We start from the raw sequence: 20,303 nt of genomic DNA on the forward strand, positions 1-20,303 counted from the left end.
TAAGGAAGGCATATTAAATGGAATTTAATGAGTATCAAGAAGCAGCAAACCGGACACTTTATGGTAATGAGCAAGTTTTAACTAACTGTGCATTAGGTCTAGCAAGCGAAAGTGGCCAAGTAGTTGATTTAGTTAAAGCATATACTTTTAAAGGTAAAAAACTTGATAAAGAACAACTTATTCATGAAATGGGAGATGTTCTTTGGTATTTATCACAAATTGCTGAATGGGCAGATATTCCATTTGATGAAGTTGCTCAAAAAAACATTGAAACATTAAATAAAAGATATCCAAATGGCTATCGAAGATAAATAAAAGCTATCCTGTTTCAGGATAATTTTTAAGTGAAAAAAAGGATTGTTTCCATTAAAAAATGGGAAATATACAGATGATTATATTGAAGATGTAAAAAGAATTATTAATAGTAATTAATTGAAGTTTAGGGACACACGAAATTTATCAGATGATGAATTTGTAAGTAAATTAGGTATTAAAAAATATCAGTTTAAATGGACTGCTTTATTATGGTTGTATTATTATTACTTATAATGCATATGTAGTTGATTGGATTCCATTTCTTCAATCATTTCCGTTTATGATGAATGAACAAGAAAATCTTGTTAGTCTTTCTAATCTGTACACGATATTGCTGGTCATTTACTTTGAAAGAAGACGTCAATTATCGATTTACTATGGCAAAATTGACAAAGCAAGATATGGTGCATTTAATTATATGAGTGCAGAAGATGTGATTAATCAGGAGTATTTTGAAAAAGATAAATATTGGAATGACAATCCTCAGTTAATAGCACTTAATGATGATGAGATTTTAGAGCCAACCAAAAATGCGCTAGATGCTAATGAAAAAGTTTATCGTCAATTTGATTTTGTTGGTAAATATAGAACTAAAGTTACCTCAACTCCAGATCAATACATTTCTAGTGAAGAAGTTGACGGTTGGGGATATACAACTAAAATTGAAGGCGGAACAAGTGAGCGCCAAGTTGTTTACAAAGTTGGGATTTTGGCAATCACCGATAAAAGACTTTTTATTGCAGATGATAAAGGGATATATTTAGATATTTTATATTAAGATATTAAGTCAGTTAGTGGGCATGTTGATAGGTCTAATATTTCAGGTTTTATTTAAATAGGTTACATTGAACTATGGGGTAAAGAGGATGATCCGCAACATCATATCGAGATGTTTTAATTCACCAAATGATAGATAAAAGTGCGTATATTAATACTCCTGAATGAAATCATGAGGTTGTTAGATATTTACGCTAAGCGACGGTTGAAAATAAGCAAGACGTTTCTCTTTATTAAAAAACAAAAGAAGGGCTGTGATTTATGTCACAGTCCTTCTTTAATGACTTTATTAAGCGTCTTACTGTTTTTTTAATGCACATAAGGTAAAATTATCAAATGGAGGATTAAGATCAACTTTATTTTTCCTTTGGATCACTTGACTTGTTTTCCTTATTTTTTTTATCATTTTTATTACGATTGTTGCTTGAATTTGTGGGATCAACAGCAAATTTGTCAAAAAGGTCATCTAAACTTGTTTGACGGTTGACTTTTAAGCCCATATTCATTACCTTCTTTCTAAAGTTTCGCCCTTAGAATAACAGGTTTTGAGTAAAATTTCAATTGGAAGGAGGAGCCCAATGGCAACTGAACACATTGAAAATAAATTGAAATTACTTCCTGATTTACCAGGTTGTTATATGATGAAAGATATTAATAGCAAAATTATTTACGTTGGTAAAGCTAAAAATTTGAAAAATCGAGTACGGTCATATTTTAAAAGTTCACATGAAGGTAAAACAGCTCAATTAGTTTCTGAAATTCGTGATTTTGAAACGATTATCACTTCAACTGATAAAGAAGCGTTTTTATTAGAAATTACGTTAATTCAAAAGTATAAGCCTTACTATAATATTAAATTAAAACAGGGAACTGGCTATCCTTATATTAAAATTACCAATGAAAGGGATCCCCAATTAATTTTAGTCAGTCAAGTAAAAAAAGATGGTGGTTATTACTTTGGACCTTATCCAAATGTTTACGCTGCAACTGAGACACTAGAACTTTTAAGAAAAGTATATCCATTACGGCGATGCAATGGATACCAAAAAAGACCATGTTTGTATTATCATATGGGACAGTGTTTGGGAGCATGTTTTAAGGAAGTTCCCCGCGAAAAATATGATGCTCAAATTAAGAAAATTAAGTCCTTTTTAAACGGAAATGTTGGTCCAATCAAAAAAGTTTTACGTAAAAAAATGGAAAAAGCCTCTGCTGACATGGAATTTGAACGAGCAGCTGAATATCGAGATCAAATTAAATATATTGCAATGACAGTTGAAAAGCAAAAAATTATTTCAAATGATAATACTCCGCGTGATTTGTTTAATTTTTACATGGATAAAGGATGGATTTCAATTCAGGTTTTCTTTATTCGGCAAGCAAGATTAATGAAACGCGAAAAAAGACTCTTCCCGTGTGTTGACACTCCTGAATCGGAATTTACATCTTTTATTTTGCAGTTTTATAATCAAAAAAATCGCGTATTACCAAAAGAAATATTAGTGCCAGCAGGTGTTGATAAAAAGATTTTAAGTGAAATTATCGGTGTTCCAGTCCGGACTCCTCAACGGGGACAAAAACGAGATTTAATGCAAATGGCTCATAAAAATGCACGGTTAGTGTTAGAAGAAAAATTTAGATTACTTGAATTGGATAACCGTAAAACAATTGGTGCAATGAATGAAATTACGGATGCATTAGGTTTGTCTCATGGACATCGAATTGAGGCCTTTGATCACTCTCACATTCAAGGTCAAGATCCTGTTTCAGCGATGGTATGCTTTATTGATGGTCAACCTGATAAAAATGAATATCGTAAATATAAATTAAAGACCGTTGAACATGCCGATGAAGCTGCAAGTACACGAGAAGTAATTTATCGTCGCTATAGTCGCTTATTAAAAGAACATGCTCAATTACCAGATTTAATCTTGATGGATGGTGCTCAAATTCAAGTGGAAGCAGCCGTTGATGTCTTGCATAATCAACTTGGAATTGATATTCCTGTTGCGGGAATGGTCAAAAATGAACATCATAAAACAGCTGATTTAATGAATGAAGCAGGGCAAAAATTACAATTAGATCCTAAAAGTCAAGGCTTTTACTTATTGCAGCGAATTCAAGATGAGGTACACCGCTTTGCAATTACTTTCCATCGGCAATTGCATTCAAAAAATTCATTGGCTTCAAGACTTGAAAAAATTCCAGGAGTTGGACCTAAAACGCGCACTAAATTATTAAGAAATTTTCATTCTATTAAAAAAATTACCCAAGCAAATGTAGAGGATTTACAAAAGCTCGGGATCTCTAAAAAAGTAGCACAAACAATTAAATTAAGTGCAGAATCAATCGAAAATGGAAAAACGATGTAATTTTAATTAGAATTCATGGAAAATGTATGATACAATTTTAATCGTTGGCTTACAAATTTTAATCTTAATTGGATGGAGTGAAAAATTTGGAAAATAATAACACTGCTGCAAAGTTACGTTGGTATAACATTGCCTTACTTTCATTTACTGTTGTTTGGGGCTTTGGAAACGTTGTTAATAACTTTGCAAATCAAGGCCTTACGGTTGTATTTTCATGGATTTTAATTATGCTCCTTTACTTTGTTCCATATACTTTAATGGTGGGACAATTAGGTGCAACTTTCCAAAATTCAGGTGCAGGTGTAAGTTCATGGATTAATGAATTATTAGGAAGTAAGTGGGCTTATTTAGCAGCTTGGACATATTGGGTTGTGCATGTTCCTTATTTAGCACAAAAGCCACAAGTAATTATGATTAGTTTAAGTTGGCTTTTTAAGGGCAATGGAACATTTGTGAATGATACTTCTGCACTGGTTGTTCAAGGATTAAGTTTAGTAATGTTTCTTGGTTTTGTTTTATTAGCTTCACGTGGGGTTGATGCATTAAAGAAACTCGGAAATGTTGCGGGTGCTTTGCTATTTATTATGTCATTACTATTTATTGTTCTTGGAGTTAGTGCACCATTTATTGTACATACTCCAGTAGCAACTCCTGATATGACAAATATTCATAGCTACATTCCAAAATTTGATTTTCAATATTTAACAACAATTTCAATGTTAGTTTTTGCAGTTGGTGGATGTGAAAAAATTTCTCCATACATCAATAAAACACGCAATGCATCAAAAGAATTTCCTAAAGGAATGATTGCTCTTGCAATTATTGTTGCTGTTTCCGCAATTTTAGGATCAATTGGAATGGGAATGATTATTAACGCTAACCACATTCCAAACGACTTAATGTCAAATGGAGCATTTGAAGCATTCCAAATTTTAGGACAACATTATCATGTTGGTAATCTATTCATGTGGATTTATGCAATTACTAACACATTAGGTTCAGCAACTGCATTAGCAGTTTCAATTGATGCTCCTTTAAGAATGTTATTAGATGAAGGTGACGAACGTTACATTCCAAAGGTATTACTTAAAAAGAATAAAAAAGGCACATTTGTAAATGGATATAAGATGGTTACAATTTTAGTATCAATTATCATTATTGTACCTGCATTAGGAATCAAGGGAATGTCAAACTTATATAACTGGTTACTTAATTTGAATTCAATTTGTATGCCAATGCGTTATTTGTGGGTATTTTTAGCTTATATTCTCCTTGTAAAACAAATGGATAAATACAAATCAGATTACGTATTTGTGAAAAGTAAGCCAATCGGATACATCTTTGGTATTTGGGCATTTGTCTTTACTGCATTTGCATGTATTTTAGGAATGGTGCCAAAGGCTAACATGGTATCTGATTCATCGTCATGGTGGTTCCAATTAGGAATGAATATTATTACACCAATTGTTTTGATTGCATTAGGGTTAATCTTACCATTAATTGCAAAAAGAACTAATAAAGTTAATGAAGCTTAGTTAAAAAATGAAAGTACGATTGAGAAGTCGTGCTTTTATTTTTTTTAGAAAATTGATATAGTAAAAACGAATGAATCTGAATTCAAAAATTAATAATTTATATAATAGAAAGAGGAACAAGATGTTTGTTGATCAAGTCAAAATACAAGTAAAGGCTGGAAAAGGCGGAGATGGAATGGTTGCATTCCGACGTGAAAAATATGTTCCTAATGGTGGTCCAGCAGGTGGTGATGGTGGTCGTGGCGGAAGCATCATCTTAAAAGTTGATAAAGGCTTGCGGACACTAATGGATTTTCGTTATCACCGAATTTTCAAAGCTAAACCCGGTCAAAATGGAATGAATAAGAGTAAATATGGTAAAGCTGCTGATGATTTATACATTGATGTTCCAGAAGGAACAACTGTAACAGATGTTAATACTGGCGAAGTTTTGGGTGATTTAACTAAAGAAAATCAAGAATTAGTGGTTGCTCAAGGTGGTCGTGGTGGCCGGGGAAATATTCATTTTGCTAGTCCTAAAAATCCAGCACCTGAAATTGCTGAAAATGGTGAACCTGGCCAAGAAAGAGAGTTAAAACTTGAATTAAAAGTATTAGCTGACGTTGGTTTAGTTGGCTTTCCTTCTGTGGGAAAATCAACTTTACTTTCAACCGTAACTAGTGCCAAGCCTAAAATTGCAGAATATCATTTTACAACGTTAGTTCCTAATCTAGGAATGGTGCAACTAGATGATGGACGTGATTTTGTAATGGCAGATCTTCCAGGATTGATTGAAGGAGCTTCTCAAGGAATTGGATTAGGAATTCAATTTTTGCGACATGTTGAAAGAACGCGAGTTATCTTGCATTTAATTGATATGTCTGGCATGGAGCAACGCGATCCATTTGAAGATTTTCAAAAAATTAATGCGGAATTAAAGAAATATGATCCAGACTTATTAAAACGTCCCCAAATTGTAGTAGGAACCAAGATGGATATGCCAGATGCAAGTAAAAATTTGGTTGAATTTAAGCAGAAGTTAAAGACAGATGATTCATTAGAGCAAACGCCTCAAGTAATGGCAATTTCTTCATTAACACATCAAGGCTTACAAGAATTAATGACGGCTACTGCTAACTTGTTAGATCAAACTCCTCATTTTGAAACTAAAGCAGAAAAACAAATGCAAGTAAATCAAAATCAAGTTTATAAATTGGAAGAAGAGCCTGCCTTTACGATTACACGTGATGATGATGCTACCTGGGTATTATCTGGTAATAAGTTAGAAAAACTCTTCAAGATGACTAATCTTGAACATGATGAAAGCTTGATGCGCTTTACACGCCAATTACGTGGAATGGGTGTTGATGATGAGTTACGCAAACGGGGAGCTAAAACTGGAGATTTAGTGCGGATTAATGATTTTGTTTTTGAGTTTGTTGACTAAGCAAACTCAAGTTTTAAACCATTAATTTTAAAACCAAAAATAGGATATTTTCCAGTTGAAGTTTTAACAAATATTTTAGTGTGAGCAGGAAGTGGCTTACAAACCACTTTAAGTTCATTTAATTTTAACGCATGTGAATGCAAAGAAATCAAATATAAAGAATCTTCCTTTTTATCAAAGCGAATATTTGATATTGGAAGATTCTTTTTTTGTTCGCAGTAAAAACACTGATAATTTGGATTAAAATCAGCAGTTGCTTCAAGTAAATTTTTCACATTCAAAAAATCATCTCCAAGAAATTGTTGTTTTTAATATTTTAGATGATATGTAGACTTGAAGACAAGTGATTTGGATTTATTAAATAATTTATTCATTCTAGCTTTGTTTTTTAACATGAATGATAGTAAAATTATATATTGATATGAATTAGTTCACTAATTTTAGTGAACTTTTATTTTTTGAATTATATTTAAAAATGAGGGTTGATTTCATGGAATTAGAATTTTTAGGAACTAGTGCAGGCTCCCCTTCAAGATTCAGAAATGTAACTTCAGTTGCACTAAAACTTTTAGACGAGATCAATGAAGTTTGGTTATTTGATGTTGGCGAAGGAACGCAACATCAAATTTTAAAAACATCTATTCGTCCACGAAAAGTCACAAAAATCTTTATTACACACTTACATGGAGATCATTTGTTTGGTTTACCAGGCTTTTTAAGTAGTCGCTCATTTCAAGGCGCTGAACAAGCCACTCCATTAACAATTTATGGACCTCAAGGAATCAAGCAATTCGTTGAAACTTCGTTAAAAATTTCTCAAACGCACCTATCATATCCGTTAAATTATGTAGAGCTTGGAAATGAAGGAATTCTTTTTGAAAGTGATCGTTTTAAAGTTTCATTCAGATATTTAGATCACCGCATTCAAAGTGTAGGTTACCGAGTTGAAGAAAAAGACTATCCTGGTGAATTAATGGTTGAAAAACTACAACAAGAAAAAATTCCGGCTGGTCCAATTTATGGGCGAATTAAAGCAGGTGAGACTGTTACTTTACCAGATGGACGGGTAATTGATGGTAAAAATTATATTGGTAAACCTAAAAAAGGACGAACTGTAGCAATTTTAGGTGATACTCGTAAAACTCAAAGTATTAATCAATTAGCCCATAATGCGGATGTTCTTGTACATGAAAGTACTTTTGGTAAAGGCGAAGCTAAACTTGCACGTAAATATTATCATTCAACATGTATTCAAGCTGCTCAAATTGCTAAAGATGAGCATGTTAAAGAACTTTTATTAACGCATATTTCAGCACGATATGTTGGTCCCATGGTTAAAAAACTACAAAGTGATGCGCGAAGCATTTTTCCAAATACAAAAGTTGTTCGTGATTTTGATGTAATTAATGTTCCATTTACTGAAAGAGAGGACAATTAAGTGAGTTATCGTGATTTAAAAAATCTTGAAAATAAAATTGTGTTAGTAACAGGGGCATCAAGCGGATTAGGAGAACAAATTGCATATCAAATCGCTAAAAAAGGTGGAATTGTAGTTGCATGTGCTCGTAATTTAGAAAAATTGAAAAAAGTTGCAAAAAATTGTACAGAATTCAAGGGGAAAAAAGCATACGCAGTTCAATTAGATATGCAAAAACCTAATCGGATTGAACAAGTGGTTAATCAAGTTGAACAAGAAGTTGGGCCAATTGATGTTTTGATTAATGATGCTGGTTTTGGTTTTATGGAAAATGCAATTGATTTTGACATGAAAATTGCAGAAAAAATGTTTCGGGTAAATGTGTTAGGATTAATGTATATGACAAAATATACTGCATTGCAAATGGCTCACCGAAATCAAGGAGCAATCATTAATATTGCGTCAGTTGCAGGTAAAATTGCGACTCCTAAATCGTCAGTGTATTCGGCGACTAAAGCGGCTGTTTTAGGTTATTCAAATGCACTTCGATTAGAATTAAAACCATTAGGAATTTCGGTATTGACAGTTAATCCTGGACCAATTCGGACCAATTTTTTCAATACAGCAGATCAAAGTGGTGATTATTTAGAAAAAATAAATGGAGTTGTTTTAAATCCAGAACTGGTCGCTGAAAAAATTGTAAATACAATTGGAACAAATAAACGTGAATTAACATTACCAGCTATCTTTAAAGTTGCTAATTTAGGATATACTTTATTTCCTAAAGTAGGAGATTTTTTAACTGCAACAGTATTTAATAAAAAATAATTGTATATTAGGAGAGGATACAAATGAAAAAGAAGCTTAGTTTAATTGGAACAGTTGTCTTAATACTAGTGGTTGCTATTTTTTCAATTCTAAATATTCAAAATGTTTCGGTAAACTTTTTTGGCGCAAGTGTCAAAATGCCACTGGTTATTTTGATTATTTGTTCAGTACTTGTAGGTGTTTTAATTACGGTACTATTTACTTCGGTTTCGTCATTTAAAAATAAACGTCAAATTAAGCATTTGAATAATCGAGTAGAAGATTTGAAAAAACAAGTTGCAACTACAAATAATAAAGAAGCTAAAAAGGAAGAGTAATTAATTGATTGAGTCAAAATATCAATGGAAGTTAATTTCAAATAAACTTAACGGCGAGGAGCTTGAAGATTTGCATGAACGTACAGGCTTGTCGCCAATTATATTAAAAATACTTGGGCAACGTGAACTAACTTCATCACGTAAAATTCAAGCCTTTTTAAATCCAGATGGAAGTAATTTTCATGATCCATTTTTATTAAATGATATGGATACGGCTGTAGAACGGATTCAAACTGCGATTATGAATGGTGAAAAAATTTATGTGTATGGAGATTATGATGCAGATGGGATTACAAGTACAGCAGTAATGTATGAAACCTTGCTACAATTAGGTGCAGATGTATCATACTATGTTCCCAGTCGTTTTGAAGATGGATATGGTCCTAATTTGGATGTTTATAAGCAACTTCAAAATGAAGGCATGCAGTTATTAATTACTGTAGATAATGGTGTTTCAGGATATGATGAAATTCAATATTTACAAGAAAATGGGATTGATGTAATTGTAACAGATCACCATGAACCCCCTGAAAAAATTCCAAATGCCTTAGCAGTTGTTCATCCTAATCATCCTCAAAGTCAATATCCATTTAAAAAATTGGCAGGAGTAGGAGTAGCCTTTAAAGTCGCATGTGCTTTGTTAGAGGAAATTCCTCAAGAATTACTTGATTTAGTGGCAATCGGCACTGTTGCTGATGTGGTTTCTTTGACCGATGAAAATCGCGATTTAGTTTCATTTGGATTAAAACAACTACAAGTAACTTCGCGATTAGGATTACAAGCATTATACAAAAGTGCAGGAGTTAAAGCAGCTGAAATTACTAGCGATACAATTGGCTTTGCAATTGCTCCAAGATTAAATGCTTTGGGAAGAATTGAAGACGCTGCTATTGGAGTTCAGTTATTAACCACATTAGATGAAAGCGAAGCTAAAAAGTTAGCTGAAAAAACGCAAAAATTAAATGAACATCGCCAAGAATTGGCAGCACAAATTACTAAAGAAGCAGAAAAACAATTAGAAGATCAAACTCATAAAGTTAATATTGTATGTGGAAAAGATTGGCACGAAGGAGTTTTAGGAATTGTAGCAAGTCGTTTAGCTGAAGAAACGCAAAAACCGACAATTGTTTTGACCGAAAATGATGATCAAATATTGAAAGGTTCAGCGAGGTCAGTTAAAGGATTTAATTTATTTAAAGCCTTTGATTCACATCGAAAACTATTTGAAAGTTTTGGTGGGCACGAGTTAGCAGCTGGATTATCTTTAAAGAAGGAAAATCTAAGTGGCTTACAAGTAATTGCTGATCAAGAGGTTAATAATCAAGGCTTTGATCCAACGAAAAAGTCAACTTTAGAGATTGCAGAAAAAATTGATTCCGCGCAAATTTCTGCTGAATTAATTGAACAAATTGAGCAATTGGCACCATTTGGGACCGATAATAAGCGGCCTGTTTTTGAAATTGAAGGTATTAATCAGCCACAATTGAATTTTATGGGACAGCAAAATCAACATATAAAAATTGATTTTGAAGGTCAAAGTCAAAAAATTTCCGCTGTAAAATTCAATGTAGCTCAAAAACAAAGTACTCAATTGCAAAGTGAAAGTTTGAATGGAATAAAACTTTGCGGTGAGTTAGCACTGAATAAGTGGAGAGGAAAAATTAATTTACAAGTTAAGATTAAAGATTTAAAAACATCACAACAGTCGCAAATTAATTATGTTGATCAGCGCAGTACTAAATTAACTCAAGAAATGTTTAATGAACAAGATTTGTATGGATTTTTTGATGCTAAAATATTACAACAAGTGCAACAAAGCACTAAAAATAATATTCATACAGTTTTATTAACTGCTAATCCAGAAATTAAAGCAGATAAACTAGTGCTTGTTGATTGTCCTTCTTCAATTGAAATGTTTAAGGAAATAATAAATCAGTTGCATGTTAATCAAATTGTATTAAAATGTTATACGCAACATGATATTGCAATTCAAAAAATGCCAACGCATGCAGACTTTGGAAAACTATATCGATTTACAAGTACTCATCGTGATATTGATTTGGTCAACCAAGGTGAGCAACTTGCAAATTATTTACAATTTAATAAGGAATTAATGTTTTTCATGATTAAAGTTTTTATTGAAGTAGGCTTTGTAAAAGTTGAAAATGGGTTAATGACAGGGTTGCCTCAAAGTAGCCACGTTGATTTAACTCAAACAAAAGCTTATCAAGAAAGAATTAAGAAACAAGAAGCACAGAAAATATTTTTACATGCAAATACAAGTCAATTATTAAATTGGCTTAATGGCATAAATTAAGTTAGTTAATTAAGGAGAAATACAATGACTTTAGATTTACACAATTATGTAGCAAGTATTCCAGACTATCCTGAAAAGGGAGTTTTATTTCGTGATATTTCGCCATTGATGGCTGATGGACAAGCTTATCATCAAGCAACTGATGAAATTGTTCAATTTGCACGTAATAAGGGTGTTGAAATGATTGTTGGACCTGAAGCACGTGGATTTATTGTTGGATGCCCAGTTGCATTTGAATTAGGCGTAGGCTTTGCACCAGCACGTAAAAAAGGAAAGTTACCACGGGAAACAGTTAAGGCTGAATATGACTTGGAATATGGTAAATCAGCACTTTATATGCATAAAGATGCAATTAAACCAGGACAAAAAGTTTTAGTAACTGATGATTTACTTGCAACTGGTGGAACAATTCAAGCAACAATTGATCTTGTAGAACAATTAGGTGGAATTGTAGTTGGATGTGCATTTATTATTGAATTAAAGGATCTCCATGGACGTGACAAAATTAAAGGTTATGACATGTTAAGCTTAATGGAATACTAAATAATAATTGGTAAAAGTGGTTTTAGAAGTAACTATAAAGTATAATTTAATTATATTTTATGCTATGGCAAATAAGGCAAGGGGAGGTCACGATGAAAGAAAAATTACAAGCATTTTGGCAAAATAATATCGTGCGTTTTATTGCACGTACCATTTTTTACTTCGTAATTTTATTTGCTTTAGTTTATATGTATAGCTATAGTGGAATAGATCAACCGCATTTTATTTATAATGAATTTTAATTGGGAGATGTAAAAAATGGAAAAAAATTTAATTACCCAAATCGATCGGTTTGCAGTCGATCATCCAGATAAAGTAGTATACAACTATTTAGGTGAGACTAATACATATGGTGATTTGAAAAAATATTCTGATGCATTAGCTGCTTACCTTGTAAAAATGGATTTACCTAAAGATCAACCACTTGTTGTATTTGGTGGACAAACATTTGAAATGATTGCAACTTTTTTAGGAGTTGTGAAATCAGGACATGCTTATATCCCAGTTGATACTAACTCTTCTTTGGCAAGGTTAGAGTCAATTGATGAAATTGGGCGACCAGCTTTATACATTGAAGTTGAAGAATTACCAAAAGAAATGCAAACCAATAAGAAGATTGATCCGCGTAAATTAAATGATATTTTTACGCATGAATCCTTTTCAACAGAAATTGATGAGCATAACTATGTTAAGGGCGATGATAATTTTTACATTATCTTTACTTCAGGAACAACGGGAAAACCTAAAGGAGTTCAAATTAGTCACGATAATTTAGTGAGTTATGTAAATTGGATGCATTCTGATGACTTTGGAATCAAAAAAGAGGGAATTTGTTTATCTCAAGCACCATATTCTTTTGATTTATCAGTAATGGATTTATATCCCACTTTAACTTCAGGTGGACAACTAGCTGTTTTACCAAAGAAAACGACTGACAATTTCAAACAATTGTTTGAAACATTGCCTCAATTGCATGTAAATGAGTGGGTGTCAACGCCATCATTTATGGATATTTGTTTACTACAACCCACTTTTGATGAAGCTCATTTACCAGAATTAAGTCGCTTTTTATTTTGTGGTGAAGAATTAACCCATGCAACAGCAGCAAGTTTAAAACATCGTTTTCCACACGCACATATTTTTAATACATATGGTCCAACAGAAACTACTGTTGCGGTAACTCAAGTGGAAATTACAGATGAAATTTTAGAACAGTATCAACGATTGCCAATTGGTAAACCTAAAGATGATACTCGAATTGTTTTAGTTGATGAAAATACTCATGAGATTGGTGTTGGTGGTGAAGGTGAAATTGTCATCGTCGGACCAAGTGTATCAAAAGGATACATTAATAATCCTGAAAAAACTGAGAGTGCATTTTTAGAAGTTGAAGGACAAGCGGCATATAAAACAGGTGATTTAGGACAATTTGATGAGAATGGTCAATTGCTATATAAGGGAAGGTTAGATTTTCAAGTGAAATTACATGGATTTCGAATTGAACTAGAAGATGTTGACCATCATTTAGGCCAAGTAAGTTTAGTTTCACAAGCAACAACCGTTCCTAAATATGACAAAAATCATAAAGTTAGTCAGTTGATTGCCTACATTGTTCCTGAAGATAATAATTTTGAAGATGAGTTTAAATTGACGCAAGCAATAAAAGATGAACTTCAAGAAACGATGATGTCATATATGATGCCACAACGATTTGTGTATGTTGATTCATTGCCATTAACTCCTAATGGTAAGATTGATCGTAAATCATTAATGAAAGAGGTTAATGATCAATGATTAATATGCAGCCATATCAAAATCCAACATATTTCATTTTACTTGCGATCGGATTATTGCCGATAATGATTGGATTACTTTATGGGAAAAGATTTCGAACATATGAAACGCTGATTTCAATTGCGTTTTTAGTTTTAACATTTGGCGGAATTAAATGGCATCAAGGAATTGCATTAATTTGTTATGTAATCTTTGAAATATTATTGATTTATTGTTATTTCAGTTATCGGCAAAAGCACAATAAAACGTGGGTATTTTGCTTAGCAGTAATTTTATCGATTTTACCACTAGTAGTTGTTAAAATTACTCCAGCAATTGATTTTGGACGTAATTCAATTATTGCGTTTCTCGGAATTAGTTATTTGACATTTAAAGTCGTAGGAATGATTATGGAAATTCGTGATGGAATGATTAAAGAATTTCACCCATGGACGACATTTCAATTTGTCATCTTTTTCCCGACAATTTCGTCAGGGCCAATTGACCGCTATCGTCGGTTTGAAAAGGATTATAATTCAATTCCAGAGCGTGAAAAATACGTTAAAATGATCAATAAAGCGGTTCACTATATTTTTCTAGGATTTATGTATAAGTTTTTACTAGCATATTTCTTTGGTCAAATAATGTTACCAAAAGTGGCACATCTTGCTTTAATGAATGGTGGTTGGTCAGTGTGGACGTTTGCATATGGTTATGTTTATGCAATGGATTTATTTTTTGACTTTGCAGGGTATAGTTTATTTGCAGTAGCAACAAGTTACATTATGGGAATTGAAACTCCAATGAACTTTAATAAACCATTTATTTCACATAATATTAAAGATTTCTGGAATAGATGGCATATGACATTATCATTTTGGTTCCGTGATTATATTTATATGCGCCTTGTCTTTTTCATGATGAAGAAGAAATTTTTGAAGAGCCGAATTGCAATGGCTAATTTAGGATACTTAACTTTATTCTTAATCATGGGATTTTGGCATGGAATTGAATGGTACTATATTGCTTATGGATTATTCCAAGCATGTGCAATGATTATTTGTGATGCATGGCAAAGATTTAAGAAAAAACATCGTAAAGCAATCCCACATAATAAGTTTACTGAATGTTTTGCGATCTTTTTGACGTTTAATGTAGTCTGTTTTAGTCTCTTGATTTTCTCAGGATTCTTAAATAAACTATTTTTTATAAATTAATAAAATAAAAGTGAGGTAATTAACATGAAAGATCAAATTTTAGATATTTTAGCAGAAACTACAGGTAGTGATGAAGTAAAAAAAGACTTAGACGTTAATATTTTTGAAACAGGTTTATTAGATTCAATGGGAACTGTCCAATTCTTACTTGAACTTCAAAATCAACTAGGAATTGAAGTCCCAGTTTCAGAATTTGATCGTTCAGAATGGGATACGCCAAATAAAATTGTTGCGAAAGTTGAAAGCATGAAATAATGAAACTAAAAAAAGAACTATTTAAAATATTTGGGCCATTAATTTGTGCAGCGATTCTTTTAGTTGCGGTTTTGGTTTCACCATTTAATTTTCGTTCTTTTAGTTCAAAAACAATTCGTGAAGCAGCGATATCGCAATCAACGAATATTTTTAAGGGGACAGCAGTGAAACAAAAAGCGCTTGAAGAAGGTTATGTTCCTTTTATGGGATCATCAGAACTTTCCCGAGTGGATGCAATGCACCCATCGGTTTTAGCGCAAAAATATAAGCGAAACTACCGTCCATTTTTACTAGGAGCGGCAGGATCCCAATCTTTATCTCAATTTTGGGGAATGCAAGGAATTAACCAACAACTAAAAAATAAAAAAGTGGTATTTATTATTTCGCCACAATGGTTCGTTAAGCAAGGTATCAATAAAAATGCATTTGCAGTGTATTATTCAAATTTACAGGCGGTTACATGGTTAAAAACTGCTAAAGATACTTTAATGGATCGTTATGCTGCACGGCGTCTTTTAGATATGCCTTCATCACATTCTGATAAAATGATTGAACAATGTTTATTAGAAATTGCAGCGGGACAAAAATTGTCTAAAACGGAAAAGGTTTATTTAAATTTAAAATACAATGAACTTATCCATGAAGACCAGTTATTTTCAACAATTGGTATGAAAAATCGAGTAAGCAAAATTGATAATGCTGCCCAAAAATTACCATCAACATATAATTATCAAGAACTTGATAATATTGCATATCATTTAGGTGCAACTAATACAACTAATAATCCATTTAGTGTTGACAATACATTTTGGACTAAGCGGTTAAAGAAGCATGTTGGTAAGTTAAAAAATGAACAAGCTGACTTTAATTATGTTGCCTCACCTGAATATGGTGATTTTCAACTTGTATTAAATCAATTTGCTAAAGATAATACTAATGTTATTTTTGTTATTCCACCAATCAATGCCAAGTGGGCAAAATACACTGGATTAAAAATGTCAATGATTCAAGAGTTTAATCGTAAAATCAAGTATCAATTGCAATCACAGGGATTCAATAACATTGTTGATTTAACTAATGATGGAAAAGAACCATACTTTATGCAAGATACTATTCATTTAGGTTGGCGTGGTTGGTTAAAGATGGACCAAAGTGTTGATCCATTCTTATCAAATAAGCAACCTGAACCACAGTATCATATTAATAATTATTTCTATAATTCAAGTTGGCAAATGATGGAAGGTAAAAAGTTAGATAACTTTTTAAAAAAACATTAAAATGGAACAAATTAAAAGATAAGAGGTTGTGACATTGTCACAACCTCATTTTTTATAATGATTAATGTAAAAATTTATTTTGCCAATCAAGTTGGTAAGAGTGATCTTTGAAAATATAGAAAGCACCTAAAAAATTAGGATCATTGTTTGAAATTCCAGGATTAAAAAAATGTCGACTTGATTCAATTTCTCCACTCAAAGATGTTTTCGTAAAAACAGTTACTGACATTAAGTTATTTTGAAATGGAAATCCAGTATGAGGATCAAGAATATGATGATATAATTGCTGATTTTCAATGAAGTTTCGCTCATAAATTCCTGAAGTTACAACTGAGCAAGCAGGTAAAACAAAACTTTTAAAAGGATTTCCACGTGGTTTCCATGGATCTTGAATACCAATTCGCCATAAATGATCAGAGTGTTTTAAATTTTGTCCTAATGTAAGTAAATTTCCTCCAAGATCAATAATGCCGTGCTTAATGCCATAAGCATTCCAAAGCTGTTTTAGACGATCTGCAATGTAACCTTTGGCAATTCCACCTAAATCGAGTTGCATGCCTTTTTTTGTTAAAAAGATTGTTTGCTTTTGCAAATCAATTTCGATTTTAGTAGGATCAGTTAAAAGTAAATCATGAGAAATTTGAGTAGAAGAGGGGATATGTGCAGTTTTAAACCCAATATTCCATTCTTTTACTAAAGGCCCAATTGCAACATTATAGCCAAAGTTTTCAAGACTAACTTTTTTAGCGCAATCAATTAAATCTATTACTGAACTAGAAACTTGAACCGGCTTAACTCCTGCAAATTGGTTAATTTGACTAATTTCAGAATTAGGCAAATATATTGAAAATAAGTTTTCAAAGTAAGTAATTAAGTGTTGTGAAAGCTCAAAAATAAATTGAGAATGGGCTTCAAAAACAGTTAAAGTAATGTTTGTACCTAATGCTTTAAAGTGTGAAGTATATTTTTGATTCAACAATAAACGCTCCCTTAAAGTTCTGATGCACCTGAAATTGCATCATCATCGGTATTTAAGTCACTAATTTCTTTTTCGATTTTAGAACGATATTTTTCTAGTTGAGGATTAGAATAGTGAAATTGAGAATGTTCTTTTGATGTTAATTGATCATTAGTTGATTCAATAAATCCGCCAAATTTAAATTTATTAATGATTTCAGTAACTTCAGTTGTAATTTGAAGACATCCCAAATAGCTGTTATTATTATCATTAATTGCAATGAATTGCAAGTTAAAATAACGATCATCAATCTTAATTGCACGTTCAATTTTACTCTTTTTTCCATGCTTTAAATTTTCCAAAATGTCAAACATGGATGGTAAATTGGTGAACTCAAGTGTGGGAGAGACACGTTGATTTAATTTACCATAATGGGGGGTTAAAGAATTAGTAATAAAAATCAATTTGCCATTCGGATTAATGAACCGGATTTCAAATGGAAATTGATTGACAATTTGTGTTAATTCAGTTAATTTTAATGAGCCATGTTGAAATTTAATTGCTTGATTTTCCAAATTAATATTTTCCATTTCTCCACTCCAGTATATAATTTAATCAGTAATGTTTTCATCAATTTAGATGGTTCGTTTCGTTGTTTTGTGATAACATGTATAAAGTATAGTTCAGAAATTATATTATGCTGTTTAAGCAATAATTTCAATGAATTTTATTTAGGATATTGGAATCAGAATTAAGTGACGGTGAATTCTTTTGAAAATTTTTAAAAAGAAGCATAGCTTTTCAAAAAATAGTCGGAACCGAAATACAGGCAGTATCCCTTTTCGGTTAAATTTTCTGTTTGTAATTGTATTTTTTCTATTTGCAGCCCTAATTATTCAACTCGCCCATTTGCAAATTATTGATGGGAAGAAGTATGCATATGAAGCTTCAAATAGTAACACTCAAACAGAAACTAAAAATGTTCCTCGGGGAATGATTTATGATTCTTCAGGAAAATTATTAGTATCCAATGATGCTACTACGGCAATTACATATACAAAACCACTTTCTGTTACATCAGATCAAATGTATAATGTTGCCAATAAATTAGTGAACTATATTTCAGTTGATACTTCTTCACTGACACCAAGTATGCAAATTGAATATTATTTAGGAAATCAAAAGAACGAAGATCAAGTTGTTAAGCATATTAGTGGCGCTGATTCAATGAGTGGAAGTGCTTTATATGATAAAGAAGTTAGTTATGTGAAAAAACATAAATTAGCTGATAATTTAAGTGATAAGCAAAAGCAAGCAGCGGTCTTATTTAATAAAATGAACGGTGCATATTCATTATCAACGATTATGCTTAAATCTTCAGATGTTTCTGCAGTTGAAATGGCTCAAGTTGGTTCACATTTATCAGAACTTCCAGGAGTTAAAATTGGAACTAACTGGACAAGAAGTTATCCTGGTGGTGATTCTATTAAGAGCATTGCAGGAACAGTTACAACCGAAAAACAAGGCTTACCAAGTGACCAGATCAACACTTTACTTGCCGAAGGATATTCAAGAAATGATAGTGTTGGTTCAAGTTACATTGAATCTGAATATGAAAATGTTTTAAAAGGTGATAAGGAAATCATCAAAGTAGAAACTCAAAATAATAAGATTATTAAAGAAATTAAGCAATATGGTGGCAAGCCTGGAGATGATATCCAGTTAACTATCAATGCGAAATTCCAAGAAGAAGTTCAAAAAATTATCAAAGATGCTGAAACAAGTGCGGCTTCATCCAATCCATATGTTCCAGGAGCATATGCAGTTGTAATGAATCCAAAAACCGGAGCAGTTTATGCACTTGCAGGCGTTAGTCGAGATATTAAAACTGGCAAGATCTCAGAAAATGCAATTGGTGCAATTAACCAAACTTATGTAATGGGATCAGTAGTAAAAGGTGCGATGGTAATGGGAGCATTACAAGATGGTGTAATTACCCCAACCAATAATACTTTAGAAGAACAACCAATTAAAGTTGCTGGTACAGCTGCTAAAACTTCATGGTTTAATAAAAATGGGGCAGCCAATATGTCATTAACTGCTTCTGAAGCGTTAGAAGTATCATCAAACACTTATATGATGCAACTTGCAATGAAAGAAGCAGGTATGACATATCATTCTGGAATGTCCATTGCAGGAATGCCAACTTCAATTTTTACCAAATTACGTGACAACTTTAAACAATATGGTTTAGGTGTGAAGACAGGAATTGATCTTCCAGGAGAATCAGCTGGGTTTGAAGGGCCTTCAACGAAAGCTGATATTGGTAAGGCACTTGACTTATCATTTGGTAACTATGATTCATATACAACATTGCAGCTTGCTCAATATATTTCAACGATTGCTAATGGCGGTTATCGTTTACAACCACACGTATTAGAATCAATTCATGAAAGTGGTACAGATGGCAAGATGGGTAAAACAGTTTACCAATTTATGCCAAATGTATTGAATGTAGTAACAGCTTCTCAAGATCAATGGAATGTTGTTAAGAATGGTTTATATTTAGTAATGCATGGTAATAATCAATATGTAACTGGTAAATCATTAAGTAGTGTTAAACCAGAAATTGCAGGGAAAACGGGGACTGCGCAAACATATTACGAAAATAATGAAACTGAAACTTTAAGTGCAGTTTCATATGCTCCATATAATGATCCACAAGTCGTGGTAGCTGTTGCATTCCCAGGAATGGCTGCAAGTACTGAAAGTAAAGTTAACTTGGAAGTTACTAAGAAAATTTATGAAGCTTATTGGAAATATGTCCAATCAAGTGATGGATTTAAGTAAAAAATAGTTATAAAAACAGAGGTTGTAATTAACAGTGCAACCTCTGTTTTTAGTTTAACAATACTTGATTATAATAGTGTAAAGTAAAATCCCTTAACAAATCTAAAAAAGTTGTGGAATTATCTT

At 32.2% G+C, this 20,303-nt stretch carries 20 protein-coding genes; 16 read left to right on the top strand and 4 right to left on the bottom strand.

All coding sequences use genetic code 11. The features are described from left to right. Window positions 1-17: 17 nt before the first annotated feature. The gene (locus ACWCL1_RS03870) at window positions 18-311 is read left to right on the top strand and encodes a nucleoside triphosphate pyrophosphohydrolase family protein (RefSeq protein ID WP_454545603.1); all 294 of its coding nucleotides are present in this window, start codon (window positions 18-20) and stop codon (window positions 309-311) included. Between the two features lie 284 nt (window positions 312-595). Next, the gene (locus ACWCL1_RS03875; RefSeq protein WP_454545604.1) at window positions 596-1,093 is read left to right on the top strand and encodes a hypothetical protein; all 498 of its coding nucleotides are present in this window, start codon (window positions 596-598) and stop codon (window positions 1,091-1,093) included. 355 nt (window positions 1,094-1,448) lie between these two features. Here the strand turns inward: ACWCL1_RS03875 and ACWCL1_RS03880 are convergent, their stop codons facing one another. Continuing rightward, entirely contained in the window at window positions 1,449-1,592 is a 144-nt protein-coding gene (locus ACWCL1_RS03880; RefSeq protein WP_454545605.1) for an SPJ_0845 family protein, read from the bottom strand. A 78-nt stretch (window positions 1,593-1,670) separates the two neighbouring features. On the opposite strand from ACWCL1_RS03880, the gene uvrC reads away from it, so the two are divergent. From uvrC to obgE, 3 genes are all read left to right on the top strand, one after another. Then, complete coding sequence (gene uvrC / locus ACWCL1_RS03885) at window positions 1,671-3,464, top strand: excinuclease ABC subunit UvrC (protein ID WP_454545606.1); 1,794 nt, start codon at window positions 1,671-1,673, stop codon at window positions 3,462-3,464. Window positions 3,465-3,550: 86 nt separating this feature from the next. After that, on the top strand, window positions 3,551-4,999 hold the full coding sequence (locus ACWCL1_RS03890) for an APC family permease (RefSeq protein ID WP_454545607.1): 1,449 nt from the start codon (window positions 3,551-3,553) through the stop codon (window positions 4,997-4,999). 121 nt (window positions 5,000-5,120) lie between these two features. After that, window positions 5,121-6,425, top strand: coding sequence for a GTPase ObgE (gene obgE, locus ACWCL1_RS03895; protein ID WP_454545608.1), 1,305 nt, complete (start codon window positions 5,121-5,123; stop codon window positions 6,423-6,425). Here the strand turns inward: obgE and ACWCL1_RS03900 are convergent. Beyond that, window positions 6,422-6,700 (bottom strand): hypothetical protein, encoded by a 279-nt coding sequence (locus ACWCL1_RS03900; protein ID WP_454545609.1) that lies wholly within the window; start codon window positions 6,698-6,700, stop codon window positions 6,422-6,424. The genes obgE and ACWCL1_RS03900 overlap by 4 nt on opposite strands. A gap of 215 nt (window positions 6,701-6,915) precedes the next feature. On the opposite strand from ACWCL1_RS03900, the gene rnz reads away from it, so the two are divergent. The 10 genes from rnz (at window position 6,916) to dltD (ending at window position 16,369) form a co-directional block, all read left to right on the top strand. Beyond that, the gene (gene rnz / locus ACWCL1_RS03905) at window positions 6,916-7,863 is read left to right on the top strand and encodes a ribonuclease Z (RefSeq protein WP_454545610.1); all 948 of its coding nucleotides are present in this window, start codon (window positions 6,916-6,918) and stop codon (window positions 7,861-7,863) included. Continuing rightward, the gene (locus ACWCL1_RS03910; RefSeq protein ID WP_454545611.1) at window positions 7,864-8,670 is read left to right on the top strand and encodes an SDR family NAD(P)-dependent oxidoreductase; all 807 of its coding nucleotides are present in this window, start codon (window positions 7,864-7,866) and stop codon (window positions 8,668-8,670) included. A gap of 23 nt (window positions 8,671-8,693) precedes the next feature. Then, on the top strand, window positions 8,694-8,987 hold the full coding sequence (locus ACWCL1_RS03915) for a LapA family protein (protein ID WP_454545612.1): 294 nt from the start codon (window positions 8,694-8,696) through the stop codon (window positions 8,985-8,987). Between the two features lie 4 nt (window positions 8,988-8,991). Further along, complete coding sequence (recJ, locus tag ACWCL1_RS03920) at window positions 8,992-11,304, top strand: single-stranded-DNA-specific exonuclease RecJ (RefSeq protein ID WP_454545613.1); 2,313 nt, start codon at window positions 8,992-8,994, stop codon at window positions 11,302-11,304. Between the two features lie 24 nt (window positions 11,305-11,328). Then, window positions 11,329-11,847, top strand: coding sequence for an adenine phosphoribosyltransferase (locus ACWCL1_RS03925; protein ID WP_454545614.1), 519 nt, complete (start codon window positions 11,329-11,331; stop codon window positions 11,845-11,847). Between the two features lie 92 nt (window positions 11,848-11,939). Beyond that, window positions 11,940-12,089: a teichoic acid D-Ala incorporation-associated protein DltX gene (locus ACWCL1_RS03930; RefSeq protein ID WP_454545615.1), complete on the top strand. Its 150-nt coding sequence runs from the start codon at window positions 11,940-11,942 to the stop codon at window positions 12,087-12,089. A gap of 16 nt (window positions 12,090-12,105) precedes the next feature. Next, window positions 12,106-13,641, top strand: a complete 1,536-nt coding sequence (dltA, locus tag ACWCL1_RS03935) for a D-alanine--poly(phosphoribitol) ligase subunit DltA (protein WP_454545616.1) — start codon at window positions 12,106-12,108, stop codon at window positions 13,639-13,641. Then, complete coding sequence (gene dltB / locus ACWCL1_RS03940; protein WP_454545617.1) at window positions 13,638-14,837, top strand: D-alanyl-lipoteichoic acid biosynthesis protein DltB; 1,200 nt, start codon at window positions 13,638-13,640, stop codon at window positions 14,835-14,837. The genes dltA and dltB overlap by 4 nt, the downstream gene beginning before the upstream one ends. A gap of 24 nt (window positions 14,838-14,861) precedes the next feature. Then, on the top strand, window positions 14,862-15,092 hold the full coding sequence (gene dltC, locus ACWCL1_RS03945) for a D-alanine--poly(phosphoribitol) ligase subunit 2 (RefSeq protein ID WP_454545618.1): 231 nt from the start codon (window positions 14,862-14,864) through the stop codon (window positions 15,090-15,092). Next, window positions 15,092-16,369 carry a D-alanyl-lipoteichoic acid biosynthesis protein DltD gene (dltD, locus tag ACWCL1_RS03950; protein ID WP_454545619.1) on the top strand — a complete coding sequence of 426 codons (1,278 nt, stop codon included), beginning with the start codon at window positions 15,092-15,094 and terminating at the stop codon, window positions 16,367-16,369. The genes dltC and dltD overlap by 1 nt, the downstream gene beginning before the upstream one ends. Window positions 16,370-16,430: 61 nt before the next feature. On the opposite strand, the gene ACWCL1_RS03955 is transcribed toward dltD, so the two are convergent. Beyond that, on the bottom strand, window positions 16,431-17,345 hold the full coding sequence (locus tag ACWCL1_RS03955) for an FAD:protein FMN transferase (RefSeq protein WP_454545620.1): 915 nt from the start codon (window positions 17,343-17,345) through the stop codon (window positions 16,431-16,433). Between the two features lie 14 nt (window positions 17,346-17,359). Continuing rightward, window positions 17,360-17,917: a hypothetical protein gene (locus ACWCL1_RS03960; RefSeq protein ID WP_454545621.1), complete on the bottom strand. Its 558-nt coding sequence runs from the start codon at window positions 17,915-17,917 to the stop codon at window positions 17,360-17,362. 181 nt (window positions 17,918-18,098) lie between these two features. On the opposite strand from ACWCL1_RS03960, the gene ACWCL1_RS03965 reads away from it, so the two are divergent. Next, complete coding sequence (locus tag ACWCL1_RS03965; protein WP_454545622.1) at window positions 18,099-20,177, top strand: peptidoglycan D,D-transpeptidase FtsI family protein; 2,079 nt, start codon at window positions 18,099-18,101, stop codon at window positions 20,175-20,177. Window positions 20,178-20,303: the final 126 nt, after the last annotated feature.

The sequence above is a fragment of the Ligilactobacillus sp. LYQ135 genome (assembly GCF_053711055.1).